This is a genomic window from Azospirillum sp. A23, from assembly GCF_042938965.1.
Classification (GTDB): Bacteria; Pseudomonadota; Alphaproteobacteria; order Azospirillales; family Azospirillaceae; genus Azospirillum; species Azospirillum melinis.
Genome location: NZ_CP170668.1, coordinates 170,021 through 194,972, shown reverse-complemented (window position 1 = coordinate 194,972; position 24,952 = coordinate 170,021). Strand labels below are relative to the sequence as shown.

Annotated in this window: 21 protein-coding genes and 1 pseudogene; 6 read left to right on the top strand and 16 right to left on the bottom strand. The window is 68.0% G+C overall.

Annotated features, from left to right (window positions below; genetic code table 11):
- Positions 1 to 6: 6 nt before the first annotated feature.
- The 5 genes from ABNQ40_RS31340 to ABNQ40_RS31320 are packed head-to-tail and all read right to left on the bottom strand — an operon-like array spanning position 7 to position 2,291.
- Positions 7 to 789, bottom strand: coding sequence for a transglycosylase (locus tag ABNQ40_RS31340; protein WP_109049426.1), 783 nt, complete (start codon positions 787 to 789; stop codon positions 7 to 9).
- Positions 789 to 1,055 carry a flagellar biosynthesis protein FliQ gene (fliQ, locus tag ABNQ40_RS31335; protein WP_109049425.1) on the bottom strand — a complete coding sequence of 89 codons (267 nt, stop codon included), beginning with the start codon at positions 1,053 to 1,055 and terminating at the stop codon, positions 789 to 791. The genes ABNQ40_RS31340 and fliQ overlap by 1 nt, the downstream gene beginning before the upstream one ends.
- Positions 1,056 to 1,082: 27 nt before the next feature.
- Positions 1,083 to 1,442 (bottom strand): flagellar hook-basal body complex protein FliE, encoded by a 360-nt coding sequence (locus ABNQ40_RS31330; RefSeq protein WP_109049424.1) that lies wholly within the window; start codon positions 1,440 to 1,442, stop codon positions 1,083 to 1,085.
- A gap of 11 nt (positions 1,443 to 1,453) precedes the next feature.
- Positions 1,454 to 1,873, bottom strand: a complete 420-nt coding sequence (gene flgC / locus ABNQ40_RS31325; protein WP_109049423.1) for a flagellar basal body rod protein FlgC — start codon at positions 1,871 to 1,873, stop codon at positions 1,454 to 1,456.
- Between the two features lie 25 nt (positions 1,874 to 1,898).
- Entirely contained in the window at positions 1,899 to 2,291 is a 393-nt protein-coding gene (locus ABNQ40_RS31320) for a flagellar biosynthesis protein FlgG (protein ID WP_109049422.1), read from the bottom strand.
- Positions 2,292 to 2,431: 140 nt separating this feature from the next.
- Here ABNQ40_RS31320 and fliI point away from each other — a divergent pair, with 140 nt between their 5' ends.
- The 3 genes from fliI (at position 2,432) to ABNQ40_RS31305 (ending at position 4,870) form a co-directional block, all read left to right on the top strand.
- Positions 2,432 to 3,787 (top strand): flagellar protein export ATPase FliI, encoded by a 1,356-nt coding sequence (fliI, locus tag ABNQ40_RS31315; protein ID WP_109490880.1) that lies wholly within the window; start codon positions 2,432 to 2,434, stop codon positions 3,785 to 3,787.
- Positions 3,784 to 4,407 carry a hypothetical protein gene (locus tag ABNQ40_RS31310; protein ID WP_109049421.1) on the top strand — a complete coding sequence of 208 codons (624 nt, stop codon included), beginning with the start codon at positions 3,784 to 3,786 and terminating at the stop codon, positions 4,405 to 4,407. The genes fliI and ABNQ40_RS31310 overlap by 4 nt, the downstream gene beginning before the upstream one ends.
- A 79-nt stretch (positions 4,408 to 4,486) precedes the next feature.
- A complete protein-coding gene (locus tag ABNQ40_RS31305) occupies positions 4,487 to 4,870 on the top strand; it encodes a YbaN family protein (RefSeq protein WP_109049420.1) in 384 nt (127 codons plus the stop codon).
- A gap of 57 nt (positions 4,871 to 4,927) precedes the next feature.
- On the opposite strand, the gene hflX is transcribed toward ABNQ40_RS31305, so the two are convergent.
- From hflX to ABNQ40_RS31265, 8 genes are all read right to left on the bottom strand, one after another.
- Positions 4,928 to 6,274 (bottom strand): GTPase HflX, encoded by a 1,347-nt coding sequence (gene hflX, locus ABNQ40_RS31300; protein ID WP_109049419.1) that lies wholly within the window; start codon positions 6,272 to 6,274, stop codon positions 4,928 to 4,930.
- A gap of 364 nt (positions 6,275 to 6,638) precedes the next feature.
- The gene (locus tag ABNQ40_RS31295; protein WP_391349260.1) at positions 6,639 to 7,673 is read right to left on the bottom strand and encodes a hypothetical protein; all 1,035 of its coding nucleotides are present in this window, start codon (positions 7,671 to 7,673) and stop codon (positions 6,639 to 6,641) included.
- A 144-nt stretch (positions 7,674 to 7,817) separates the two neighbouring features.
- The gene (locus tag ABNQ40_RS31290) at positions 7,818 to 8,609 is read right to left on the bottom strand and encodes a DUF1217 domain-containing protein (protein ID WP_109049417.1); all 792 of its coding nucleotides are present in this window, start codon (positions 8,607 to 8,609) and stop codon (positions 7,818 to 7,820) included.
- The gene (locus tag ABNQ40_RS31285) at positions 8,606 to 9,016 is read right to left on the bottom strand and encodes a flagellar protein FlaG (RefSeq protein WP_109049416.1); all 411 of its coding nucleotides are present in this window, start codon (positions 9,014 to 9,016) and stop codon (positions 8,606 to 8,608) included. The genes ABNQ40_RS31290 and ABNQ40_RS31285 overlap by 4 nt, the downstream gene beginning before the upstream one ends.
- A gap of 4 nt (positions 9,017 to 9,020) precedes the next feature.
- The gene (locus tag ABNQ40_RS31280) at positions 9,021 to 9,482 is read right to left on the bottom strand and encodes a flagellar biosynthesis repressor FlbT (RefSeq protein WP_109049415.1); all 462 of its coding nucleotides are present in this window, start codon (positions 9,480 to 9,482) and stop codon (positions 9,021 to 9,023) included.
- Entirely contained in the window at positions 9,472 to 9,891 is a 420-nt protein-coding gene (locus ABNQ40_RS31275) for a flagellar biosynthesis regulator FlaF (protein ID WP_109049414.1), read from the bottom strand. Before ABNQ40_RS31275 ends, ABNQ40_RS31280 begins: the two co-directional genes overlap by 11 nt.
- Positions 9,892 to 10,078: 187 nt before the next feature.
- A complete protein-coding gene (locus ABNQ40_RS31270; protein WP_247879729.1) occupies positions 10,079 to 11,293 on the bottom strand; it encodes a flagellin in 1,215 nt (404 codons plus the stop codon).
- Between the two features lie 242 nt (positions 11,294 to 11,535).
- Positions 11,536 to 12,348 (bottom strand): response regulator transcription factor, encoded by an 813-nt coding sequence (locus ABNQ40_RS31265; protein WP_109049412.1) that lies wholly within the window; start codon positions 12,346 to 12,348, stop codon positions 11,536 to 11,538.
- A 466-nt stretch (positions 12,349 to 12,814) separates the two neighbouring features.
- Between ABNQ40_RS31265 and ABNQ40_RS31260 the strand changes: the two genes are divergently transcribed.
- Together ABNQ40_RS31260 and ABNQ40_RS31255 are read left to right on the top strand one after the other, a co-directional pair.
- A complete protein-coding gene (locus ABNQ40_RS31260; protein WP_247879728.1) occupies positions 12,815 to 13,180 on the top strand; it encodes a hypothetical protein in 366 nt (121 codons plus the stop codon).
- A 388-nt stretch (positions 13,181 to 13,568) separates the two neighbouring features.
- Positions 13,569 to 13,835 (top strand): hypothetical protein, encoded by a 267-nt coding sequence (locus tag ABNQ40_RS31255; RefSeq protein WP_199235628.1) that lies wholly within the window; start codon positions 13,569 to 13,571, stop codon positions 13,833 to 13,835.
- Here ABNQ40_RS31255 and ABNQ40_RS31250 read toward each other — a convergent pair.
- From ABNQ40_RS31250 to ABNQ40_RS31240, 3 genes and pseudogenes are all read right to left on the bottom strand, one after another.
- A pseudogene (locus ABNQ40_RS31250) lies at positions 13,828 to 14,034 on the bottom strand (IS5/IS1182 family transposase); the annotation flags it as partial. The gene ABNQ40_RS31255 and the pseudogene ABNQ40_RS31250 overlap by 8 nt on opposite strands.
- 255 nt (positions 14,035 to 14,289) lie before the next feature.
- Positions 14,290 to 17,742 (bottom strand): YhaN family protein, encoded by a 3,453-nt coding sequence (locus ABNQ40_RS31245; protein WP_109049409.1) that lies wholly within the window; start codon positions 17,740 to 17,742, stop codon positions 14,290 to 14,292.
- Positions 17,742 to 19,004 (bottom strand): DNA repair exonuclease, encoded by a 1,263-nt coding sequence (locus ABNQ40_RS31240; RefSeq protein ID WP_109049408.1) that lies wholly within the window; start codon positions 19,002 to 19,004, stop codon positions 17,742 to 17,744. Before ABNQ40_RS31240 ends, ABNQ40_RS31245 begins: the two co-directional genes overlap by 1 nt.
- Before the next feature lie 62 nt (positions 19,005 to 19,066).
- Between ABNQ40_RS31240 and ABNQ40_RS31235 the strand changes: the two genes are divergently transcribed.
- Positions 19,067 to 24,952, top strand: a complete 5,886-nt coding sequence (locus ABNQ40_RS31235; RefSeq protein ID WP_109049407.1) for a DUF3320 domain-containing protein — start codon at positions 19,067 to 19,069, stop codon at positions 24,950 to 24,952.

Here is a 24,952-nt window from a genome sequence, read left to right as displayed (position 1 = left end):
CCGGTTTCAGTTCTGCCCGGCCGGCAGCAGCGGGCGGGCCGGGCCGTCGGCGAACAGGCCGGACAGGAAGCTCAGGCGCCCGCGCTCCGCCGCGGTCCAGACCGGGGCGGAGCCGCCGGGGCCGGCGGCCAGCGTCTCCAGATAGCCGAGCGCCCCGGCGACCCAGCGCAGGTTGCCGGTCACCCGCTGGCGATAGGCCTCGCCGCGCTCGGACTGGGCGGAATGGTAGCGGGCGATGGCCGTCTCCAGCGAGCCGTGGTCGCGCCGCAGCGCCGACAGGAAGGACGCGGCATAGCGGGCGTTGGCGACCGGATCGAAGGCGGTGACGAGGTCGGGGAAGGCGTCGGGGTGCCAGCGCAAATTCACTTGCAGGCAGCCGACGTCGATGGACTGGACGCCGCGCGCCTGGGTCTCGCGCACGAAGGATATCGCGGCGTCGCGCGTCGGAAAGTAGTGGGAGCGGCCTTCGGTGTTGACCGTCCAGGGCCAGGCGGTGAACAGCCGGTCCTCCGTCCGCCGGCCGGACTCGGTGAACCCCATCGCCAGCAGCAGATGGTCGGCGATGCCCGCCGCCTTCTCCGCATCGAGGATGGCGGCGATGCACTGCGCTTCCGGCGGCAGGGCTTTGGCCCGCGTCTGGGGGGCCGGCTGTTTGGGCGGGGCGTAGAGGGCGGTGCTCCACACCCCGATCTGCGAGAGGTTGGCCGGCGGCGCCGCCGCACCGCCGGCCGGATTTACGAGCAGCCCGAGAAGGGGGAGCGCGGCCGCTCGCAACGGGGGGAGGCGCATCAATCAATCGCGACGATCAGGTCGCTCAGCCGGTCGGCGTAGGTGGCGAGCGCGCCGTACATGAAGGGCAGCGCCAGCACCGTCACCACCAGGATCGCGACGATCTTCGGCACGAAGGTCAGCGTCATCTCCTGCACCTGGGTCAGCGCCTGCACCAGCGAGATCGACACGCCGACCACCACCGCGACGATCAGCGGCGGGGCGGCGACCAGCAGGGTCGTCCAGATGCCGCTGCGCAGCACCTCCAGCACGTCGGCCTGGTTCATGGGGGATCCCTCCTCACGCGCACCCGCTCACACCGCGATGCGCATGATCTCCTGATAGGCCTGGACCATCTTGTCGCGGATGGCGACGACGCTCTGCACCGTCATCTCGGCGGCCAGGACGGAGCGCACGACATCCTGCGCGCTGGCCTTGCCCGACACGGCGGCGAGCGACACGCGCTCGCTTTCCTTCAGCGTGTCGACCGCCTGGGAGATCGACTTGTCGAGGAAACCGCCGAAATCGCTCTCGGCGCTGGCGGCCACCGCGTCGGACTGGTTGGCAGAGGACAGCGGGGAGGCCGCCGCCTGCGTCTCGGCGACGCCGCTGGAAATCGGGCTGCGGTTGGCGGCGTAGGCGGCGGCGACGCGGCCGACGGACATCTCGATCATGGAACGGCTCCTCAGCTGCGCAGCAGGTCGACGACGCGGGTCATCATCGCGCGCGATTGTTCGATGACATTCATGCTGGCCTCGAAGGCGCGGCCGGCCTCGCGCATGTCCATCATCTCGACCAGCGGCTGGACGTTCGGCTTCTTGACGTAGCCCTTGTCGTCGGCCGCCGGGTGCGACGGATCGTAGGCGAGCTGGAAGTCGCTGCGGTCGCGGCCGATCTGCTTGACCTGCACCAGCTCCGCCCCGACGCCACGGTCCATCACGCTGTCGAAGGACACCGTCTTGCGGCGGTAGGGGTCGCCGCCCCTGGCGGTGGCGGTGCTGTCGGCGTTGGCGAGATTCTCCGCCACCACGCGCAGGCGGGTCGACTGCGCCTGGAGTCCGGCGCCGGCGATCTTCAGCGTGGCGCCGAGGACATCGTTCATCATCGGGTCGTCTCCGTCTTGAATACCGTCAACCGTTCTTCCAGGCCATGCGCAGCATCTGCACATTGCGCTGGAACAGGCTGGTGGTCAGCGCGAAGGCGTCGCGGGTCTCGCTGCCCTTGATCATCTCCTGATCCAGCGACACCGCGTTGCCGGATGGGGTCGACTCCCACAGGGCGGCCTTGCCCTCCTCGCGGAAGCCGGCGGTGGAGCGGGTGCTCGCCAGATGCAGGCCGGAGGTGCGGGCGGTCTCCACCGGGCGGATGCCGTCCATCACGCTGTCGAAGGGTTTGAGGTCGCGCGCCTGGTAGTCGGGCGTGTTGGCGTTCACCACATTCTCGGCGACCAGCTTCTGCCGCTGCGCCAGATAGTCCAGCCGCGTGCCGGCAAGCTGAAAGAAACCGATTTTACCCAAATCCATTGCGACCTCGGTCCATCAATTCTTGCCGGCAATTCTCGCCGGAACACCGGATCGGACGATGATCCCGCCGGTTTAAAGCCGGATTTAAATTCGTTGCTCCAGGATGCCTCGCATCGATGGAGATGGTGGAGACAGAAGCGATGCCGGCACTCGCCACCCTGGCCGCGGAATTCGACCGGCTGCCGACGCGCCGGTGGCGCGGGGAAATCCGCTCGGCCGCCGGCATGACGCTGGAGGTCGACGGGTTGCAGCGCGTGCTGTCGGTCGGCGACAAATGCCATGCGGAGACGCTGCGCGGCGGGCGGGTGCTGTGCGAGACCATCGGCTTCCGCAACGGCCGCTCGCTGCTGATGGCCTTCGACAGCCTCGACGGCGTGGCGGAGGGCTGCGCCGCCGTCACCGACGACACCGCCTTCACGCTCCGGCCCGGCCCCGGCTGGCTCGGCCGGGTGGTCAACGCGCTGGGCGAGCCGATCGACGGCAAGGGTCCGCTGGCGAACGGCGAGCATCCGCGCAGCTTGCGTCAGCCGCCGCCGGCCGCCTGCGCCCGCCGCCGGGTGGGCAGGCGGCTGGACAGCGGCATCCGGGTGATCGACAGCTTCGTGCCGCTCTGCCGCGGCCAGCGGCTGGGCGTCTTCGCCGGCTCCGGCGTCGGCAAATCGACGCTGCTGGCGATGGTCGCCCGCCATGCCGAGGCCGACGCCATCGTCATCGGCCTGATCGGCGAACGTGGGCGCGAGGTGCGCGAATTCATCCAGGACGATCTGGGGCCGGAGGGGCTGGCACGCTCCGTCGTCATCGTCGCCACCTCGGACGAGCCGCCGCTGATGCGCCGGCAGGCGGCGCTGCTGACCATGACGGTGGCGGAGGAGATGCGCGATTCCGGAGGCCAGGGGGGAAAGCACGTCCTCTGCCTGATGGACAGCGTCACCCGCTTCGCCATGGCCCAGCGCGAGATCGGGCTGGCCGCCGGCGAGCCGCCGACCGCCAAGAGCTACCCGCCAAGCGTCTTCGCCGAACTGCCCCGCCTGCTGGAACGCGCCGGTCCCGGCCCCGAGGATGGCGGAGACGGCGACATCACCGCCATCTTCACCGTTCTGGTCGATGGCGACGACCATGACGAACCGATTGCCGATGCGGTGCGCGGCATCCTCGACGGCCATCTGGTGCTGGACCGCAAGATCGCCGAGCAGGGACGCTATCCCGCCGTCAACCTGCTGCGCAGCGTGTCGCGCAGCCTGCCCGGCTGCCATGACGCGCGCGAGAACCGCATCGTCGGCCGCGCCCGCGCGCTGGCCGCCAGCTATGACGGCATGAAGGAGATGATCCGGCTCGGCGCCTACAAGCGCGGCACCGATCCGGAAACCGACGCCGCCATCGACCTGCACCCGCGGCTGGAGGAGTTCCTGCGCCAGGGCAAGGACGACCCCTCGCCCTCCGCCGGGAGTTTCGCCCGGCTGGAGTCGCTGCTCGCCGCCATCGGAGACCACGCATGAGCGTCAACACCCCAGCCATCGACAGGAGACTGGCCGCCCAGGCGGTAAGCCCGCCGGCCGCCCAGCGCAAACCGCCCGCCGAGCCGGAGGAAACGCTGGCCGACAGGATGAGCGTCGGCTTCGACGATCTGCTCGACGTGGTCAACCCGCTCCAGCAATTGCCCGTGGTGTCGTCGGTCTACCGCGAGGCGACGGGAGAAGACATCTCCATCCCAGCCCGGCTTGCCGGCGGCTTCCTGTTCGGCGGGCTGCCCGGCCTGATCGGCAGCGTCGCCATGGTCGCCTTCGAAGAGGTCACCGGCGACAGCGTGCTGGGCCATATCGGCAGCCTGCTGGAGGAGGGACCGGAGACCGCCGCGGCGGAGCAGCCGCCGGCAGGGATGCTGCCCTGGATGGGCGGCGGCAACGGCGGCGATCCCGCCCTGCCCTCCCCCCAATCGCTGGCGGAAGCCTTGCGCCGCAAGTCGGCACCGGCGGCGGAAACGGCGGCGACAGCGGTGGCACCGGCGGGGGCGCCGGCAGGGACCGAACAGCCGGCGCCGCAACTGCTGGCGAAGCTGTACAGCCTGGAGGCGACGGCCAAGGCCGGCACGCCGGGGATGGCGCGCACGGCGTCATGACCACCCCCAGCTTGCGCGGCACGGCCGGGCGCGGTTCAATGACCCGGAACCGGGAGGCTTCGGAGCGGGCGGTCGGACGATGGATGCGGACAACGGCATGGGAAGGGGACGGCGGCGGCTGTGGCTGCTGGTCGGCCATGGCGCGGTGGGGCTGGCCACCGCCGGAGCCTTCCTGCCGATCCTGCCCACCGTCCCCTTCCTGCTGGTCGCCGGCTGGGCCTATGCCCGCGGCAATCCCGAACTGCGCGAGCGGATGCGCAACGACCCGCGGTTCGGCCGCGCCATCCGCGAGTGGCAGGACCGCGGCGCCATTCCGGTGAAGGCGAAACTCATGGCGGTCGGCGGCATGTCGTCCAGCTTCGCCGTCCTGGCCCTGTCCTCCCCCGGCTACCCGGTGCTCGCCGGCACCGGGCTGGTCATGGTGGGTGCCGCCGCATATGTGGTGTCCCGTCCGACTCCATAAGAAAAGGGGCCGCCGTTTCCGGCAGCCCCCCTCTTTTGCAAAATCCGGCAATCGCGGTCAGGCCGCGGCATGCCCCTGCCCCGGATGGCCCAGGCGCGCCAGCATCGCCGGTTCGATGGCCACATGCAGATGGGCGTGGCTGTCGTCGTCGCGGCGGCCGACCACCTCGCCATGGGCGTAGAGCCAGGCGAGCGTCGCTCCGTCGCCATGCTCGACATCCAGTTCCACCAGCTCGCGGCCGGCGGTCATCCGCCCGTCGAGGATGCGGAACAGCGTGTCCAGACGCTCCCCGGTCGCGGCGGACAGCGCACAGGCGTTGCCGTCCCGCCCGGCACGGGCAAGCGCCGCGTCACGCTCCGCCCCGGCCAGCAGGTCGATCTTGTTGGAGACCTCGACCACGCGCGGGTCGCGCTCCGGGTCGATGCCGAGGTCGGCCAGGATCGCCTCCACGTCGGCCTTCTGGGCTTCGGTGTCGGGGTGGGCGATGTCGCGGACATGCAGGATGATGTCGGCCGACTGTACCTCCTCCAGCGTGGCGCGGAAGGCCGCGACCAGATGGGTCGGCAGGTCGGAGATGAAACCGACCGTGTCGGACAGGATCACCTTGCGTCCCGACGGCAGGACGACCTGCCGCATGGTCGGGTCCAGCGTCGCGAACAGCAGGTCCTTGGCGAACACGTCGGCGCCGGCCATCCGGTTGAACAGGGTGGACTTGCCGGCGTTGGTGTAGCCGACCAGCGCCACCACCGGATAGGGCACCTTGGCGCGCGCCTTGCGGTGCAGGCCGCGGGTGCGGCGGACATCGTCCAGCTCCCGCCTGATCCTGACGATGCGGTTGCCGATCAGCCGGCGGTCAAGCTCCAGCTGCGATTCACCGGGGCCGCCGAGGAAGCCGAAGCCGCCGCGCTGGCGTTCAAGGTGGGTCCAGGACCGCACCAGCCGCGACTTCTGGTAGGTCAGCGACGCCAGCTCGACCTGAAGCTGGCCTTCATGGGTGCGGGCGCGGGCGCCGAAGATCTCCAGGATCAGGCCGGTGCGGTCGATGACCTTGGCGCCGAAGGCCTTCTCGAGATTGCGCTGCTGCACCGGGGTCAGCGCATGGTCGACGATGACGAGGTCGATGGCCTCGCCCGCCTCGCCCGCCTCATCGATCAGCCTGGCCTGCTGCTCGATGGCGCCGCCGCCCAGCAGGGTGGCCGGGCGCGGCTGGCTGACCTTGACGATGGCGGCCTGCGCCACCTCGAGCCCGATGGCCGCGGCAAGACCGACCGCCTCCTCCAGCGAGGCTTCGGGGCTGCGGGCGGTCTCGACGCCGCGCAGGACCGGGTGGAGGACGAGGGCGCGGCCCAAATTCGATTGCCGGGTTTCGATGGTTTTGGAGTCGGTGTTCGGATTCGTACCCATGGGGTTCCTTGTGCCCGCCCCGGCGCCGGATGCGCGGGGCATGCGCGCATCCCTGGTGGATGCGACGCTCGGAATTGGGAAAAAGGGGGGTCCTCTCCGATCTCACCGGCGGCGCCACGGCACGGGGGAGGGTCGCGGCGGCCTGCGCGTCACGGGATCGGAGAGGATGACGTCGGCACTCCCGCAGCGGGGGCCGAACCGGGGAACTTAGATCAAGGGAAGTCACCGGAATTGCCGCGCCGGCCTGGACATGGCCTCGTCACGCGGGATCGTACTTGGGTCGCGGCGTCACCGCCGACATTCGGTTAGATGTGAAGTTCGGCGCTCGAAACAAGGGTGCGGCAGCGAGATTTGTGCCGCCCCCTCACCAGCCCATGTTGTTGCGGGAGGTCTGTTCGATGGTCTTGATGTGGGCCAGCCCCGGCAGGATTTCCGAGCGGATGAACTCCAGCCGCCGCACCGGGCCGCCGCCGCGCGAGAAGCGGTGCTTCCACAAATTCATCTTCACCGCCAGACCGCACAGCACCCCGCCGATGGTCAGGTGATGGGTGACGATCAGGTCGCGGATGCTGCGGAAGCTCTCCGGGTTGATGTCGCGCCAGAAATCGCGGGAGCGGTTGTCGAAGCTCTCGAAGCGCCCGGTGATCGAGGTGGCGATGTCGGTCAGGTCATGGCCGATCTCGTCCAGCATGCGGCCCTGGCGGGCGTCGCGGCGCACCTCGCTGACCTGATACAGCTCCGCCATCCAGCCGAGGAAGCCCTGCACGTCGGGCACGATGTCGTCCAGGCAGCGCTTGAAATAGGCCAGCGACAGGAAGATGTCGGCATACTCCTCCAGAAAGGCCGGGATCTCGCCCAGCGGAATGTCGAGCCGGTCGGCGGTCAGTTGCAGGCGGCGCCGCGCCTCCTCCACGTCGGGCTGGGCGAACAGGCGGACCAGCTCGTCCATGCTGGCGATGTCCGCCCCCTGCACGCCATAGACATGCTCCACCAGCGGCCGGGTGAAGACGCGCATGTAACTGGTCAGCTCGGCCCGCTTGGCGGCCGACAGGCGGAGCGCCGCCGCCTCCTCCACATCGATGTTCAGGCGGCGCAGCTCCAGCCGCAGGCTGTAGACGTCGAAGCTGGCGGCCTCGCCGATCTGCACGATCTTGCGCAGGTCGCGGCGGAATTCCGGGCCGTCGATGCCGAAGCATTTCGACAGCTGGTCGATGCGGATCTGGCCGCTGCCGGTCTGGGCGTCGTTGAACAGCTCCGCCACCGTCTCCAGCCGGACATTCTTGATCAGCCGCGCCCGGCGCAGCCCCGGCGTTTCCAGCGGCAGGATCGACAGCGGCAGGATGTGCAGCGCGTCGCGCCCGTCATCCTCGTCCTCCGCGGACGCTCCGCGCAGAGGCACGGCGGCGGCCCCGGTGGTGGCCGGCGGGCGGATGCGGTCGCGACCCTTTCGGTCTTGCGGCTCTCCGGACCTGCGGTCCTGTAAGTCGCCGGCTGGCGTCTGCACGGCTGGACTCCTCCCGCTCGGGCGAGCCCCGCGGCCCTGTCAGAAGCGCGGGAACCTCATCAGCGTCATGGTGATGGACGGATCGATGGAGATGATCGAGGCCCGCCCGCGGCGGGAAATCGGCCCGATGGACGGCATGGCGGCGGTCGCAGCGGCGCTGCCGTTCTGCATGTCGTACATCGCGGCGAAGCGGTCGAGGAACTTGGCGACCTTGTCCGGGCTTTTGAGGTCGGCGATGTCCATCCGCTTTTCCAGGAGCGCCTTCTGCTTGTCGACGTCCAGCAGCGCCGTCTGGTCGGGCAGCCCCAGCGTGGTGTAGACCACCTTGCGCAGGGCATTGTCGGCCATGACCTGATACCAGTTGGTGATGTTCGCCGACCGCCGCTGGAAATAGAGGCCGAGGCGCACCGCCGGGTTCCTGTCCTCCGATTCGACCTCCAGCGTCACGGCGACATAGCGGTCGACGATGGCCTGGACGACGGCCGGCTGCTTCAGGTTGGCGCCGCCGTTCTCGGCGAAGCCCAGGATGGTCGCCATCTCGCGGAACTTGGTGTCGCTCATCCGGTTGGCGGTGGAATACTGGTCGCTCACCCCTTCTTCCAGAACCTTGCGGATCAGGCCGCGCGACTTGGCCTGACTGCCGAGGTCGAAGGCGTCGAGGACGAAGCGGTAGAGCTTGTCGTCCTTCATGAAGTCTTCGGTGCTGGCGATCTTGCCGATGTTGTCCTGGAAATAGGAGATGGCGCGCTGCACCGCCGGCCGGCTGCGCACCGCCTGTTCGTAGCGGTCGTGGTTCTTGCTGACCATCCGCAGATCGACGAGCGTCGTCATGCCTCGACCTCCCCGCCCCGGCCGTCCTCGCCCCGGCCGTCCTTGTCCTGCGGAAGGACGGGATCGTCGTCGGCCGCATCGGTTTCGGCGCCATAGCCGGCGGGGATGCGCATGATGACCTCCCCGGTCGCGGTGTCGAGCACCTCGGTGTAGAGCCGCCTCGTGTCGGGATCGAGGTTGACGCGGTAGGGCCGGGCGGCGTGCTTCGCCTCCGCGTCGGATGCGTCCGCTTTCGCGGCAGCGGTCTTTTGGGCCCGCTCGGCCGCCTCCACCGGCTTGGCCGTCTCGGCCTGGGCGGCGCGCAGCCGGTCGGCCTGACGCTGCCGCGCTTCCGCGATGATGTCGGCGCTGCTGGTGGTGGGGCGGTCGCCGGACGGGCCGGTCACGCCGGTGACGGGGGTCGGCATGGCGTCATCCTCCCGCGTGATGGCCGATGCCGTCCGCCTGGATGGAGAGGGCCGGTGCAGAGGGAGACGCGGCGGGGGACGCCGCCAGCAGCGTGCCTTCATACTCCATCACCGGACGCAGGGCGGACAGCGCCTTGTAATAGTCGCGCTCGCCGATATGGCCCATGGCGCGGGCGATGCGGTCCTGTATGTCGGGGCGGGTGAAGGCGGTGTAGAGCTGCGCCATCATCGCCGCCACGGCACCGCTGCCGTTGGCGGCGACCTCGGGATCGAGCAGCATGCTCTGGATCAGGAAATAGGCGCGGCGCACCGGGGTCACCGCGTCCTCCTCCTGGAGGATGTCGCTGCCGCGGATGATCTGGGCGAAGTTGGAGATGGTCAGGGTGTAGCGGCGGTTCTCGTTCTGCACGACGCAGCCGTTGATCACCACGCGCTCGCACGGCTTCAGGCGCAGCTTAAGTGCCATAGGACAGATCCTCCGTCGCCAGTTCCAGCGCGGGCTGCGCCGCTCCTTGAGCCGACCCTTGAGCCGCCCCTTGCAGGCCCTGCATCACCGAGCGGTTGATGTGGAGCAGCAGGTCGATGCCGCCCTCGCCGCGCAGAACCCGCTGGGTGTTGCGGTTCACCGCGAAGGAAAGCGAGACCAGACCGGCGCGCAACGCCTCCGGCAGGGCGTTTCCGTCCTCCAGCAGGTCGGCGCGGAGCGCGTTCCACAGCTCCAGGTTCCGCCACAGCGCGTCCTTCAGCGCGGCGGAGCGCCAGTCGGCGTCGCGGTTGTTCTCCAGCGCCAGGGTGATCCGCAGGAACACCCGGTACTCGATCTTTCGCGGATCGTCGCACTCGGCGATGGTCTGGTGATAGGCGGCGATGCTCATGGGCGCACCCCTGCGGTGGGGTCCTTGGCGGCGGGAAGCCGGACCGGTTGCGGTGGGTTCGATGGCGGACGCGGATGGCCGTCGGCGATGCCCGCTCCGTCCGGTGGCGGGCGTGATGAACGGGCATGGCCGACGGGGCGGCTCCATCGTCCAGGGGATTGGACGATGAAGCCGCCCGCGAGGGGACTTAGCGGAACAGGGACAGGATGTTCTGCGGACCCTGGTTGGCGATGGACAGAGCCTGGATGGCGAGCTGCTGCTGGACCTGGAGGGCCTGCAGGCGGCTCGATTCCTCGTTCATGTCGGCATCGACCAGGGCGCCGATGCCCTTGTTCATCGAGTCGGTCAGCTTCGACACGAAGTCGTTCTGCACCGACACGCGGTTCTCGATGGAACCGATGACCGCCGCCTTGCCGATGGCGCTGTCGAGCAGCTTGTTGATGACCGTCAGCGATTCCGACGCATTGTTCACCACGTCGATCTGGGTCAGGTCGGCCAGACCGCCGAAGGCGTCGCTTTCGGACGAGTTCACCCACAGGTTCGAGACCTTGGCGGTGAAGTTGCCGTCGGTGTTCTTGTCCTGGTCGGTGAATTCCAGCTTGTCGCCGGTGAAGGCCACCTGGAAATCGGCGCCGGCCGCCGTCAGCGCCGTGTTCACGGCGGTGGCGATGTTGCCCTGGGTGGTCGCCAGATCGGTGTCGTATGTCTGCGCGCTGAGATCGACCGAGACGTCGGTCTTGACGCCGGCCTCGTTGGTGACGGTCAGCGTCAGGCTGCTGAGGCCAAGATTCTGCCCGTCGATGAAGGTGGCGCCCGGCGCGCCCAGCGTGATGCCGACCGACGCCTTCAGGGCCTTGGTCGAATCGACCTGCTGCTCGATGGTCGCCTTGCCGACGATCGATTCCACGCGCATGTCCTGGCGCTGGAACTCGATGTAGCTGGGATCGACCGCCCCGTCGCTGCGGCTCAGCGAGGCGAGGATCGAGACGTCCTTGTCCTTGGCCGTGCCGTCGTTCGAATAGGTGACGCGCAGCAGGTTGTCGCCGTTGAAGGAGGCGTCGGCGGCGGCACCCTTGATCAGCTTCACCAGCTGGTCGACGTCGTTCTGGATCAGCGACTTGTCGACGCCGTTGGTCTGGCCGGCGATGACGCGGGCCTTCAGCGTCTGAAGGTTTTCGACGATGTTCTTGGAGGCCACCGACGCGGTGTTGGTGGTGCCGGACCCCAGCTCCAGCGATTCCTTGACCGCCTTGAAGCCGGCGACGTCGGCCTTCATGGTGGTGGCGATCGACCAGTAGGCGGCATTGTCCTTGGCGTTGTTGACCTTCAGGCCGGTCGAGATGCGGTCCTGCGTGGTCTCCAGATCCCCGGTCACGCGACGCAGGGTCTGCAGCGCGGTCATGGCAGAGGTGTTCGTCATAATCGAGGCCATGGGTATCTCCATTCGCGAGATGCATGGCGCCTTTCTGACGCCGGGGCCAATCGCGCCGGCCTTCCCGATCTGTTGTGCGGGGGCGCGAGCGGCGAATTCGAGGATGACCGGGCCGGTTTAAGCCGGGGTAAAAAATCGGAAGCGTTCGGGGCGGACGGTGTTTTCGGCAGTCGGCGTTCGGTGTCAGGCGGCAGGCGTTCGGAAGCGGAGGATCAGCGCCCGACGGCGCGGGCGGCGGCGCGGGAGACCACCGGCGGGATGAAGGGCACGCGGGCTCCGGCCAGCGCGCCGGCGTTCGACCAGCGGTCCAGCATCAGCTGGCCACGGTCGGGAGCGACATGGTCGGGCGGCGCCTCGAACTTGTAGCCGCGGCCATAGACCGTCTCGATGTAGCGGCCGCCACCGGTCGCCGTGTCGATCTTCTTGCGCAGCTTGCAGATATAGACGTCGATCACCTTGTCGAGCGGGTCGGAGCCGGACAGGCCGTAGACCTCCTCGTAGATGTGCTCCTTCGACACCACGCGGCGGTGGTTGAGGGCGAGCACCGACAGGATCGCATGTTCCCGCTGGCTGAGGCGCAGGCGTTCGCCGTCCACCTCCGGATCGCGGCCGTCGAGGAAGACGGTCAGGCGGCCCACCGTCACCGCGTTGCTGGTCAGCCCGTAGGAGCGGCGGCGGATCGCCTCCAGCCGGGCGCGGATTTCGGTGCTGACGACCGGCTTCACCAGCACGTCGTCGGCACCGGCCCGCAGGATGCCGGCGGTGGTGTTGGCGCAGCGGCGCTCGATCAGGCAGATGATCGCGGCGGTGACGTTGCGGGCGCGCAGCATGGCGACGCAGGCTTCGGTGTCGCCGACATCGCCGATGATGATCGCGTCATGGGTGATGTCGACGGAGCCATGCCCGCCCACCAGATCGCGCAGTCCATTCAGGTCCAGGCGGTCATGGTTAACCTTGCACAGGGCGAGTTGCTTGCCGATGGCATCGGCGATCAGATCGGCTGGCTCAATCAGCAAAGCCTGCATTGGATTCTCCATTGTCGAGCAAGCGCAGATAAAGCATTGTTTTTTACGCAATTGCGCTGATGTCACATGCTTATCACAGCCCCAAAAGAACCTATCGAAAGGCAACATGTCAACAGATTGGGTTACCCGGATAGACATAGGCACGACCCTGGTTTTACGCGGTTTTAATGGTTCCGTTCGACTAAAGACTGGATAAATTTTTATTCATGTGGGGTTTTACTTGGAAACTCTATGCGAATTTCGAGTGATCGCTGCAAACAACCATTAATTCACCCGCCATATATGGTTAACGTCGGTGATGAAGTGGAAAACCAACGCTTACAAACATGAACGCTGGTTTAACCCTGATGTCCTAGGGTCCCCGGGCACCCGCGTTTGAGGAGGTTCCATGTCCGGAACGACGTTGTCCGTCCTTGGGGCGGCCACAGCCGCTGCTTGCCTGATTATCCTGGGAGGCTGTGCGCAAGTGTCGCAGGCACCCGACAGCGATTACCGCCAAGCCCTTGAAAAAGCGCTAACCGCCGGCCGATGCGACGGCGACGCCGTGCGCGACCTGTGGTCGGCCTATGGGCGCTGGTACGGAGTCGCGTCCTCCATCGCCGGCCATCCGAAGGCCGACGAGGCCGCCGCCCTGCTGCGCCAGGGCGACCAGTTCCGCATCCTGAACTGCCCGGAGGTGGCGCGCGCGTCCTACCAGACGCTGATCCGCCGTTTTCCGGAGGACGGCTTCGCCCCGATGCGCGAGGCGGCGCGGGCGTCGCTGCGGTCGCTGCCGGCCCCTCCCCCGGTTGCGGGCGGGCCGATCCCGGTCAGGCCACCGGCGGAGATTTGAGAGCGGGCGAACGGCAGGCACCGCGGAGGTGCGACAAGAGGCCCGGAAACGGCGAAGGCCGCCACCCGTTCCGGTTGGCGGCCTTCATAGATGGTGGTCCCGACTGGGATTGAACCAGTGACCCCTACGATGTCAACGTACGGGTTCATACGCTATGTCCTTGATTCTATACAACACCTCAAGGCGAACAACCTTGGAACACGACGGTTCAGACTCGAGTTTTCGCGTCAGTTTCGCGTCAGCATTGTTCATGATCCGTTCTGTGCATCATCGAGTGTCCTCGACGCCCAGACAGCTTGGTTGAATCTCCGTGCCACTCCAACACTCCGTTACGCACTCTCCCGCGCGCAGGATCTCCTTCAGCCCGCCATCCCAGCCGAAACGCCTGGTGTCCAAGCACAAATCGCTGGCTTCCCCGTCATGCGTGCCATGGATCGCTGATTCTGCCGCGGGCGCCGTTCCGGCGCGCGTCGAGCCGGTGCACGACGTCCATGCCAACTTCGGCGTCGACGTCGGCTGGATCAAGATCAGCCTCGCGGCGCTCGTCCTTGCCGGTACGATGCTGGCCATCGGTGCCGCTGGGCGAGCAGCTTCCACAGCTTCTGAAACCCATCTTAAACGTTCGAGCGGATCGCCTCGGGCTCCTGCGTCGTGATCGCCAAGTCCGAGTAGTTCGGCTGCCCACCTGGCGTGGTGCGCGGCGCCGCTTTCCAGCCCGCAATCGCCTCTTCGCTTACCCACACGGTGAGAGTGCCACGCTGGCACAGGGCGGCATCATACTGCGCCCAACTCGTCACTGTGCGCTTCGGGCGGGGAATGTAATGGCGACGAGGGGCATTGACCGTGTGTGGCATGGCAGGCGACAGAACGTAGGCGGGGGCCTTGGCCTACGACACCGACCACATCTCTGCAACACGGCGCCTCCCGAACGCAACCAGCCCGGCCTTTTTGCACCAACGTCATCAACCTGGACATCCAGGCGGCCGAGGCGGTGATGAACGAGCGGCTCCAGCCGGTGACGATGCTGCTGAGAATCGAGAGCGAACGGATCGTAGCTGCGTGCGCGGCATAATGGAAAGCGGCCTTGGAATCGTGGATGGCATCGGGCTTCACAGATCCAAACGGCTCAGCCCCGGCAGTGCCTGCCCCATGCTCCGCAGATGCGCGTGATGGGTGAAGAACAGCACCTGGGTCGACGCGGCGAGTTCAGCAAGGACGGTGAGACCGGCTTCGGCGCGGTCGTCGTCGAAGTTCACGAACAGATCGTCCGCGATGAACGGCACCCGCACGCCCGCGGCGATCGATTGTTCTACCGCTGCAAGGCGCAGAGCGAGGAAGAGTTGGTCCCGGGTGCCTTCACTCATCCCCTCGATGGGAACAAGGGTCTGCCGATCGTCGCGCAGGCCCAGAAGGCGCGGCGTCGCCGGTTCGTAGTCGATCCGGAAATCGACGAAGCGGCCCAGGGTCAGGGTGCAGAAAAGCGCGCTGGCGCGCGTCAACAGGGGCGCTTGGCGGTGCTCGCGGTAGCGGTCCATGGCCCAGCGGAGCAGGAACCATTGCGCCCGCTTCAGCACGTAGACCTCCGCCTCGGCCTTCATATCGGCCTTCGCCGCTTCCGCGTCGGACGCGGCATCGACGGCGGTGCATGAGGACTGGTCCAACGCCTCGAACGCCTTGCGGGCCTCGCCCAGCGCGTTGGCTGCCGCCGCGACCTCCCTGTTCAGCGTTTCGAGATCCTGGCCCAGGGTGACGGCCTGGGACGCCACGGTATTGGGATCGCAGGCTTCCCACGTAGCGACCAAATCGGCGAGCGGAAGATGGTCGCCGTCGGCCACGATCCGCCGTTCGGCTTCGGCCAATTGCGCAAGTTGCTCCCGATGGGCTCGCGACCGTTCGAGGAACGGTAGCAGATGCGCGGCCTCCCCAACGCCGGCCCGGACCATGAACGGGGCCAGCCGGTCCAACGCGATGGCGCGTTCAGTGGCGGCGCGGTCCATGTCGGTCTGGTGCTTCTTCCACTCGGTCTTCAGCGTATCGATGTCCTGCGCCACCGACCGGGCCTTGGTCAGGCGCTCGCGAAGCATTTCCAGCGCCCGCGCCGGATTGGCCGCGGTGTCCGCTGGGGCTTCCAGGCGCGCGTCGTTTGCCAGAGCCACCACCGCCGTCTCGAACGCCGCACGGTCCCGGAGGATGCCCTGGACCCTCCGGTCATGCGCGGCGATGCCGTCCAGCGTGCCACGCAGTTCCTCGATGCGTTCTAGCCAGCGGTCGATGCCGGCGATGTCGGCGGTGATGTGAAGCCGTGCGGACGCGTCGGTCCATTCACCAACAGCAGCCTGGAGCGCCCGGCGGTCCTGGATTTCCAGCCGTTCCTGGCGAGCGATCTCCTCCTCAAGGCCGACGAGCTTGGTCGTCTTTTCGCGGAACGCCTCCTCCAGGGTCTCCCCTTCCATCCGTTCACGGTCGGCCGCAGTCAGCATCAGCGACAACCGGTCGGTCTCGGGCGCGGCTTTCAACGCCTTGGCCAGGGCGCCGACGGCCTCGGCCCGGCGTTCCTGGATGCGGGCCCCCTGCTGACGCACTTCGGCCACACCGCGATTAAGATTCAGCGCCGTGCGGCGCTGAGCGCACCAGCCGCGCAAGGGCAACGGCGCGAGGAGCGGTAGGCCCTGCGCCCGAAGGCGCTCCTCCCAGGAGCGCCGCGCGGCGGCGATAGCGTCCTCAACCTCCCGCACGGCCTGTTCAGCCTGCCGCCGCTGCACGTCCAGGAGAGCGCGGCTCTGATCCAGCCCGGTCAGGCGCGCGGAGGCCTCGGCAGTCTCGTACCGGCGATCCGCGATGGCGTCGGCGACCTGAACCGCCGAGGCGAAGCGGTCTCCGAGGGCGTCTCTGGACCCATCTGCCGGCTGTGCAGGTCCGCCATCCCGCAGTTGAGCGTCGATGGTCCGCCACAGGTCGTCGCGCGCGTCCCGCGCCTGCCGCACCTCGTCGGCCGACACCGCCTGCCCGGTCTGGGCCAGAGCCATGCGCTGAGCATCCAGTTGGGCGATTTCGTTTTCAAGCCGGCGCAATTCCGCCCGCGCGGTCTCCAGCCGGGTAGCGAGCTTGAGGTCGGCGTCAGAGACGGCCTGGATCTCGCCATCGTCGACCTCGCACAGAGCGGCTAGCCCGTCGGCGTCCCCTTGCCAGGGACGGAGGGCGGCCAGCGCTGCCCGCGCGTCGGTCTCCGCGCGCTCGGTCGTTGCCTGGGCGTCGGCGCAACGGTCGTCGAAGTCCTCGCCCAGTCCGCGGGCCAGGGTGATGGCAGCCCGCAGTTCGTCCAGCCCCTCGGCCACCATCGCGTCGGCCAACTCCTCGCGCAACGCCTGGGCGCGGGTCCGGCGGTCCTCCAGGTCAATGTCCCGTGTCCGCAGACCCGCCACAAGGCCGGCATGGCGGGTGGCGATGTCGCGCAACGTCCGGACCTCAAGGCCCGACGGCAGGTCGCCCTGCAGGGCGAGTTCGGCCCGCAGGACCGCCGCACGCTCTGTCATGCCCAGCTGTTCGATCTCCAGCCGGGCTTGGTCGGCCTGGCCCTTGGTGATAGCGCCCCGATCTTCAATCAAGCCTTCAATGCGTTCCCCAAGTTCGGTGATGGCGTCGGGTTGCAAGGGGGTCAGCCGGTCCGCCACGTCGTTGCGGTGCCGCTCCGCCGCGTCGTGCGCGTCCGTCGCCTTGGCGAGCGTAGCTAAGGCGTCTTGCGCCGCCTTGTCTTCCGCGGGCGAGAACACGATCACCGCCCCCGCTTCGGCGATCGCCGCCAGTAGGGCCGACCGGGACCGCATCGCGGCGTCGATGCGGCGCAGGCGTTCGACCGCATTGCGTTCGGCAATCACCGCATTTTGCTTCTGTTGCAAATCGTGGAGCGCCCGCTCGCAGGCCTCCACCTTCGCCTGCGCGTCGGACCAGTCTCTGGGTTTGAGCTGGCCATCGCGGACCACGCGCAGACTTGCGTCGAGTTGCTTGAGCGCGACCGTGAAGCTGCGCCGCTCGGACGCGCGCCGGCCCCAGATCGCGTCCATTTCGCGGTCGAGCGCCTCTTGCACCTTGGCGACGCCGGTCAGCCCCGATCCGGCCGCGAACAGGGCCTGCCCCAGATCGTCGGTGGCCTGGACCATTGCTTGGCCGCCGCGTCGCAGACCCTCCTGATCCAGGCTGAATCCCGCACCGTAGGTATCGCGGTTCAGACCGTGTAGCAGGGCGGACAGCCGGCCCTCGTCGAGGGGCTGGTCGGCGGCGTCGACCAAGCTGTGGTCACGGGCCTTCCGGCGCCGGCAGGCGAGGCGCTGTCCATCCTCCTCCAGCACCGCGCCGATGCGAAGCAGCGGGTAATCGAACCTGAAATTGAAAGGGCTGCGTTGAGGGAAGCCGAATAGCAGGTCGGAGACGGCCGACAGGGTCGTCGATTTTCCCGCCTCGTTGGCGCCATAGACCATCTGGAAGTCAGGCGCTCCGGCTTGGAAGGGCAGGCGGCGGTCCTCGAAGTGACCGTAGCGCTCCAGGTGAAGCTCGGCAAAACGCATCACTCGGCCTCCGTGCCCGTGAGCCGGGCTTCCAGCGCGCTTCCCGCGACCGCCAGAAGCGCCGTCCAGTCGTCCCGCGCCGCCATGGCCGCCAGACTGTCGTCATCAAAATCCCCGGCCCTGCCGGCCGCCGTCAGGAAGGGCAGGAGGTCCGCCTTCAACTCCTCCGCCAATTCCGGCGTGTGGCGGATTTCGGCCAGCAGAGCCATGAAGTCCTCCGCCGGGCCACCGTCGACCGGCGCCGGGCCGGGCATGGCGACATCCAGTTGGACCTTCTCGATCCACAGGTCCGGGGCCACCGCTGCGGCCAGCGCCCGCACGGCGTCGCGACGTTCCACCCGCCGCTCCTGCAAGGCGCCAGCCAGCGGCGTCTGGCCGATCAGCACCACGCGGGCGACGACCGGGCGGCCATCCGACAGTTCCGCGTGCTTGCGCGCCAGGGCCGTGCGGATGGCGGCGTCGACCTCGTCCATGTTGCGCGCCGCAGCGCATTCCACCTCGACGCGGAGCCAGCGCACCGTGTCCAGGGGAACATGGGTCAGCCGGGCGACGGCGCCGTCCTCGACCTCCACATGGACCGCGCCCTTCGGGCCGGTTTCCCGGATGTGCCGGCCCTGCAAGTTGCCGGAAAACACGATGTGGGGCCATTCGGCGACGACCGTGAAGTCGTGCACATGCCCCAAAGCCCAATAATCGTAGTGTAGGGCTCGCAGGTCGTCGACGCTGCAGGGCGCGTAGGGCGCGTGCCCCGGGTGGCCGTCCAGCGCGGTGTGCAGCAGGCCGATGTTAAAGTGATGCTCCCGCTTTTCGGGGTAGGCGGCGGCGAGATTCTCGGTGACGTGGGCGTTGGAAAAGCTCTGCCCGTGGATCGCCACGCCAAGGTGGTCGATGACATGGGTGTGCGAACGGCGCGGCTTGAACGCGTGGACGGTGTCCTGCTTAGGCAAAGACCGGCTCAGCAAGGACACAGCGTCGTGATTGCCAGAGATCCAATAGACCGGGATGTTCGCGGCGGCCAGTTTTCCCATGGCGCGGGCGAAATACAGGCCGGTGCCCATGTCCTTCCAGTCGCCGTCGAACAGATCGCCGGCGATCAGCACGAAGTCCACAGCTTGGTCGCAGGCGTAGGCGATGAGGTTGTCGAAGGCTGCGCGCGTGGCTCCTCGCACCTCCTCCGCCGGAACCCCGTCGTACCGCGACAGGCCGTGCAACGGGCTGTCGAGATGGATGTCGGCCGCGTGAAGGAAGTGGAAACTGTTCATAGCCATTCTCGTTTTAAAGAGTATATTATTTCTAAAATCCACCTAAGATAAGCGACATCATCATGGAATCGATCGCAGTCGTCAACGACGCGGATGACAGCAAGGATACGGTGAACTCCGCGTTGGCGATCGACGCCGTGATCACTCCGAAAATCAGCTTCGCGACGCACCAGAACGCCGTTCCCGTCCTACGCGATCTGCGCCTTGTCAATCTCGGTGGCGAGGCGCTGGAAAACGTCGTGGCGGAGATCGTCGCCGACCCGCCTGTCTTCGAGCCGATGCGGTGGCGCGTCGACCGCATCGCGGCCGGTGGCGAGGCCCACATCGCCAAGCGGGACCTGCGGCTGAACGCCGGATTGCTGCTGCAGTTGAACGAGGCGGTCCGCGCGACGGTGACGGTGCGGGCCACGGCGGACGGCCACGATGTCGTGGACGCCGCCGAACGTGTTTTTCCGGTCGAACTGCTGGCCCGCAACGAATGGGGCGGTGCCGCGGCCATGCCGGAACTGCTGGCGGCCTTCACCCTGCCGAACGATCCCGCCGTCAGCCGGCTGATCAAGGCAGCCAGCGACGTGCTGCGGCGCAGCGGGCGTCCCGACGGTGTCGAGGGGTACCAATCGAAAAGCCGCACGCGGGTGCATGAACTGGCGTCTGCCGTCTGGTCGGCCGTCGCGTCCCTCCGCCTCACCTACGCGGAGCCGCCGACTAGCTTCGAATGGCAAGGGCAGAAGGTGCGCTCGCCGTCACAGATCCTGGAAACCGGTCTGGGGACCTGCCTGGACACCGCCCTGCTGTTCGCCGCGGTGCTGGAACAGGCCGGCCTCTACCCGGTGGTCGTGGTCACCCGCGGCCACGCTTTCGCGGGCGTCTGGCTGCAACCGCAGGAGTTCGCCACCCTTCTCGTGGACGATGCCGCCAGCCTGCGCAAGCGGGTGGCGCTCCAGGAACTGGTACTATTCGAGACCACGCTGGCCACCAGCGGGCATCCGTCGCCCTTCTCCCGCGCGATCGCCCAGGCGAACCGCCAAATCGACGAGGAGCGGGAGGGCGATTTCGTCATGGCGCTCGACATCCGCCGGGCCCGCATGCAGCGCCTCCGGCCGCTGGCCTTGGCCGATGCGGTGCCGACGGCGGGAACGGGAGGACCGACGGACACCCTGGACGCCGGTCCCGAAGCCGACGTGCTGGAAGCGGCGCCGGCCCTTCCCGACTTTGATCTGGCCGACCCAGTGGACACGGCCACCACGGCGGAAGGGCGGCTGGACCGCTGGCAGCGCAAGCTTCTCGACCTCACCACGCGGAACCGCCTGCTTAACGTCAAGCCGGGCGCGACCACCATCCAGCTGCTGTGCCCCGACCCAGCCGCGCTGGAGGACCGACTCGCCGACGGCGCCAGCTTCCGCATCGTGGCGGTTCCGGCGATGGAGGGCGGGGCGGGCCGCGACACGGCGCTGCACCTGCAACGCACCGGAGAGGAGTTGGACGCGGTCTACGCCCAAGAGGCGATGGAGCGCGGCGAGATCCTGTCACCCCTGCACACAGACAAGCTCGACGCGCAACTGGTCGACCTTTACCGAAAGACACAGCTCGACTTGGCCGAAGGCGGGGCCAACACGCTGTTCCTCGCGGTTGGCTTCTTGGTCTGGAAGAAGTCCAGCAGCGATGCGCGCCAGTACCGCGCCCCGCTGATCCTGCTGCCGGTGAAGCTACAGCGGCGCAGCGTGCGGTCGGGCGTGCGGCTGTCCAGCCACGAGGATGAGCCGCGCTTCAACCTGACGCTGCTTCAGATGCTGCGCCAGGATTTCGAACTCGACATTCCGGAGCTAGCGGGGCCGCTGCCGGTGGATCAATCCGGCATTGACGTTCCGCGCATTTGGGCACTGGTCCGCCGGGCGGTGCGCGACATGGCAGGATTCGAGGTGGTGGAGGATGTGGTGCTGGGCGCCTTCTCCTTCGCCAAGTACCTGATGTGGAAGGATCTGGTCGACCGCACCGAGGCATTGAAGCGCAACCCGGTGGTGCGACACCTGCTGGAAACGCCGCGCGACGCCTACACGTCCCAAACAGAGCCGCCGCACCCGACGGAGTTGGACGGGCTCGTGGCGCCGGAGGAGCTGTTCACCCCGCTTGCGGCCGATTCCTCGCAACTGGCGGCGGTGGTCGGATCGGCACGGGGGTGCGACTTCGTGCTGGATGGCCCGCCGGGCACCGGCAAATCACAAACCATCGCCAACATGATCGCGCACAATCTGGCGCTCGGCCGGACGGTGCTGTTCGTGGCGGAAAAGCGCGCGGCGTTGGATGTCGTCCACCGTCGGCTGGTCGCCCACGGCCTCGGCCCCTTTTGCCTGGAGCTGCACAGCAACAAGGCATCGAAGCAGGACGTCCTGCGCCAGTTGGACGCCGCTTGGACCACGGGACAGGAGCCGCCGACGGAACTCTGGAGCCGCCGCGCTGCCGAACTAAAGCTCAGCCGCGACCGGCTGAACGACCTCGTGCGGGCACTTCACCGGCAGCACGCCAATGGCCTCACGCTGTACGGCGCCATCGGCCGCGTCGCCCGGGATGGGGCGGACGCCGTTCTGCGCCTAGGATGGCCGAGGGGGGCGGAGCATACTGCGGCCGATCTGGAGCGTTTGCACGACGCCGCGCACAAGCTGGACCTGCATCGGACCACCGCGTCGGCCGAAAACCGGGCGGCCTTTGGTGCCGTGGGGGCCGCGGAATGGGCGAACGCTTGGCAAGCAGACCTGTTGGCCGCGGCGGCCGCGCTGGCCAACACGGCCAAAGCGCTGGATGAGACCCGCAACCAGCTTGCCGGCGGAATAGGTGTCCGCATTGGAGGCGACCGGCGCGGTCTAGCGGCGGCTGCCACCCTCGCTCGTGCTCTGGGACAGGCCGGCGATCTGAATCTGGCGTTCGCCTTCACCCCGGACGCCGCCAAGATGATCGAGCAGGGGACGCGCGCGCTGTCGCTGATCGGCGCCTTCCGTGTCGAGGCGGCGCAACTATCCCGCCCCTTGGCCCCCGACGCCATAAAGGCCCTTCCCCTGGCGGAACTCGACGCCGAGTGGGCGGCGGCGAAGGAGGCCATATGGCCCCTGTCGGCTCTGCGGAAGAAGGCGGTGGCGAAGCGGCTCGATCCGGCAGGGAACGCCGATCCGGAGACGGATTTGCCCCGGATGCGCCGGTTGCAGACGCTGCTCGCCGACCTCGACGGGCTGCCGCAGGCGCAGGCGCTGCCGGGTTGGCGGGGCATGGAGACCGACTTGGACCGCCTCGACCGCAAGCTGAAAGCCGCCAGCGCGCTGCGATCCGCGGTGGGCGGCGCGGCGCATAGCCCGGACCAGCTCATCGCCCTGCGGGGAGCGCTGACGCAGCTGTGCGCCGATGCCCAGGACCTCCTCGCGCCCGAGGGCGTCATCGGACAGGCGATCCAGCGCTATCTCGACAGTCATGGCGCCTTCCTGGACGCCAAGGATGCGTTCGAGCGCCTCGCCGGTTCGCCGGAACCCCTTGATGGCGCCGACCTCCTGGGCGATTGCCAAGCCATGGCGGCGGCCATGGCGGCGCGGGCGACGCAGCTGAACGCCTGGACGGCGTGGCAGCGCGCCCGGCGTGCGGCGGTGGAGCAGGGGTTGGACGCGCTGGTGGAGGCCGTAGAAGCCGGAACCGTTCCTGCGGGAGGTGCGGTGGACGCCTTCGACGTCGCCTATGCGCGCTGGTGGGCGGAAGGGGCCATCGATGCCGAACCTCTGGTCCGCGATTTCAACATCACCGAACATGCGGACGCGATCACCCGCTTCCGCGCTCTGGACCATGAGTTCGCGGAACTGACCCAGCTCACCATCCGCGCCCGGATCGCGAGCGGCATACCGGCCAAGGACTCCAAGAACCAGCCGGTGGGCTTCAGCACGCTTGCGCATCAGTTGAAGCTGCAGAAGCGCCACAAGCCGGTCCGCCAGCTGGTGGCGGAAATGGGGCCGGCGCTGATGACCCTGACCCCCTGCCTGCTGATGAGTCCGCTGTCGGTGGCCCAGTATCTGCCGCCCGAGATGGCGCCTTTCGATCTAGTCATCTTTGACGAGGCGTCGCAGATCACGCCGTGGGATGCGGTCGGCGCCATCGCCCGCGGCAAACAGGTGGTGGTCGCCGGCGATCCCAAGCAGATGCCGCCGACCAGCTTCTTCGATCGCGGCTCCAGCGCCGAGGAGGACGACAGCGAGGTCGAGACCGACCAAGAGAGCATCCTGGAGGAATGCCTGGGCGCGCGCCTGCCGCAACGCCGCCTGACCTGGCATTACCGCAGCCGGCACGAAAGCCTCATCGCCTTCTCCAATCACCGCTATTACGATGCCGACCTGATTACCTTCCCTGCCCCGGTGACGCGGGACACGATGGTGAGCCTGCGGCAGGTTCCCGGCGCCTGGTCACGCGGCAAGAACCGCAACAACCAGACTGAGGCCGAGGCGGTGGTGACGGAGGTGCTGCGTCGCCTGCTCGACCCGGCCTTCGTCGATGAAAAGGGTGACCGGCTGACGCTGGCCGTTATTACTCTGAACTCGGAACAGCAGAAGCTGATCGAAGACCTGCTGGACCGCGCGCGGCGGCGCTATCCGGACCTGGAACCCTATTTCGCGGAGGACGCGCCGGAACCGGTCGTGGTCAAGAATTTGGAGACGGTCCAGGGCGACGAGCGCGACGTGATCCTGCTGGGCATCGCCTACGGGCCGGAAACCCCGAACGCCCCGACGATGGCGATGAATTTCGGCCCGCTAAATCGCGACGGCGGCTGGCGGCGGCTCAACGTTGCCATCACGCGGGCCCGGCGGGAGATGGTCGTCTTCACCTCGTTCCCGCCCAACCTCATCGACCTCAACCGCACCAGTTCGTCGGCCCTGCGCGACCTGCGGCATTTCCTCGAATACGCGGAGCGGGGCACGCGCGCCTTGGGCGAGGCATCGACCGGTTCCGAGGGCGGTTCGAACGCTCATTTTGAGCAGGCGGTGGCGCGGGGGCTGCGGGACCGCGGCTGGAAGGTGGTGCCGGAGGTCGGCGTGTCGCGCTCCCGCATCGACCTGGGCGTGGTGCATCCGGACCGCCCGGATGATTACCTGATCGGCGTCGAATGCGATGGCGCGTCCTACCACAGCGCCGCCACCGCGCGAGACCGCGACAAGGTTCGCGAGGCGGTGCTGAAAAGCCTGGGCTGGACGCTGACCCGGGTCTGGTCGACCGAGTGGTGGATCGATCCGCAGGGCGCCTTGGACCGCTTGGACTCCACCCTCAAGGAGGCGCTCGACCGCGCGCGCGCCGATGTGCCGGCGGTCCCGGTGACCGGCCCGGCCCAGGATCTGGCGCTGGACCTACAGCTGGACAACGTCGATGCCGTCGACGACGCCGACACCCCGGCGGAGCCGGAGGACGAGGGGGAACCTCTCGGTGGTGACTACCGTCTGACGGACTTCGGCACCATGACGGCGATCGACCCCGACCGGTTCCAGGACAGCGACTATTCCGCCGTTCTCAAGGAGATGGTGTTGCACGTCGTCGCGACGGAGGCACCGATCCGCGACAGCCTGCTGGTCGAACGCATTGCCCGCGCCCACGGGTTCAAGCGCTCCGGCCGGCTGATCCGGGAGCGGATCATGACTGTGGTGCGCAGCGTCGCGCATGTGGAGGCGGAGCACACCGGCGCCAGTTTCGTCTGGCCCGACGCGATGGCGGTCGCCGCTTGGGAACAGGCCCGATACCCGAATTCCAGTGCCGATGTCCGGTCCATCGAGGACATCGCCCTGCCGGAACTGTCGGCGGCCATTCGGGGTTGCATGGACGCCGCCGACCCGCTCACGGACGCGGCCCGGCGCTTCGGCGTCAAACGGCTGAATGCCGGCGGAAAGACCCGCCTCTCAATGGCCAAGCCCGTGACGGGCCATTTCAGGGACTAG

Bases quoted from the DNA above. Each gene is read 5' to 3' on its own strand.
- ABNQ40_RS31280 (WP_109049415.1), bottom strand. From the start codon at position 9,482: ATGGCACTTAAGCTGCGCCTGAAGCCGTGCGAGCGCGTGGTGATCAAC.
- flgC (WP_109049423.1), bottom strand. From the start codon at position 1,873: ATGATGAACGATGTCCTCGGCGCCACGCTGAAGATCGCCGGCGCCGGA.
- ABNQ40_RS31240 (WP_109049408.1), bottom strand. From the start codon at position 19,004: ATGAACAGTTTCCACTTCCTTCACGCGGCCGACATCCATCTCGACAGC.
- ABNQ40_RS31305 (WP_109049420.1), top strand. From the start codon at position 4,487: ATGGATGCGGACAACGGCATGGGAAGGGGACGGCGGCGGCTGTGGCTG.
- ABNQ40_RS31320 (WP_109049422.1), bottom strand. From the start codon at position 2,291: ATGGATTTGGGTAAAATCGGTTTCTTTCAGCTTGCCGGCACGCGGCTG.
- ABNQ40_RS31310 (WP_109049421.1), top strand. From the start codon at position 3,784: ATGAGCGTCAACACCCCAGCCATCGACAGGAGACTGGCCGCCCAGGCG.
- ABNQ40_RS31245 (WP_109049409.1), bottom strand. From the start codon at position 17,742: ATGCGTTTTGCCGAGCTTCACCTGGAGCGCTACGGTCACTTCGAGGAC.
- fliQ (WP_109049425.1), bottom strand. From the start codon at position 1,055: ATGAACCAGGCCGACGTGCTGGAGGTGCTGCGCAGCGGCATCTGGACG.
- ABNQ40_RS31235 (WP_109049407.1), top strand. From the start codon at position 19,067: ATGGAATCGATCGCAGTCGTCAACGACGCGGATGACAGCAAGGATACG.
- fliI (WP_109490880.1), top strand. From the start codon at position 2,432: ATGCCGGCACTCGCCACCCTGGCCGCGGAATTCGACCGGCTGCCGACG.
- ABNQ40_RS31330 (WP_109049424.1), bottom strand. From the start codon at position 1,442: ATGATCGAGATGTCCGTCGGCCGCGTCGCCGCCGCCTACGCCGCCAAC.
- hflX (WP_109049419.1), bottom strand. From the start codon at position 6,274: ATGGGTACGAATCCGAACACCGACTCCAAAACCATCGAAACCCGGCAA.
- ABNQ40_RS31285 (WP_109049416.1), bottom strand. From the start codon at position 9,016: ATGCCGACCCCCGTCACCGGCGTGACCGGCCCGTCCGGCGACCGCCCC.
- ABNQ40_RS31275 (WP_109049414.1), bottom strand. From the start codon at position 9,891: ATGAGCATCGCCGCCTATCACCAGACCATCGCCGAGTGCGACGATCCG.
- ABNQ40_RS31340 (WP_109049426.1), bottom strand. From the start codon at position 789: ATGCGCCTCCCCCCGTTGCGAGCGGCCGCGCTCCCCCTTCTCGGGCTG.
- ABNQ40_RS31290 (WP_109049417.1), bottom strand. From the start codon at position 8,609: ATGACGACGCTCGTCGATCTGCGGATGGTCAGCAAGAACCACGACCGC.
- ABNQ40_RS31265 (WP_109049412.1), bottom strand. From the start codon at position 12,348: ATGCAGGCTTTGCTGATTGAGCCAGCCGATCTGATCGCCGATGCCATC.
- ABNQ40_RS31270 (WP_247879729.1), bottom strand. From the start codon at position 11,293: ATGACCGCGCTGCAGACCCTGCGTCGCGTGACCGGGGATCTGGAGACC.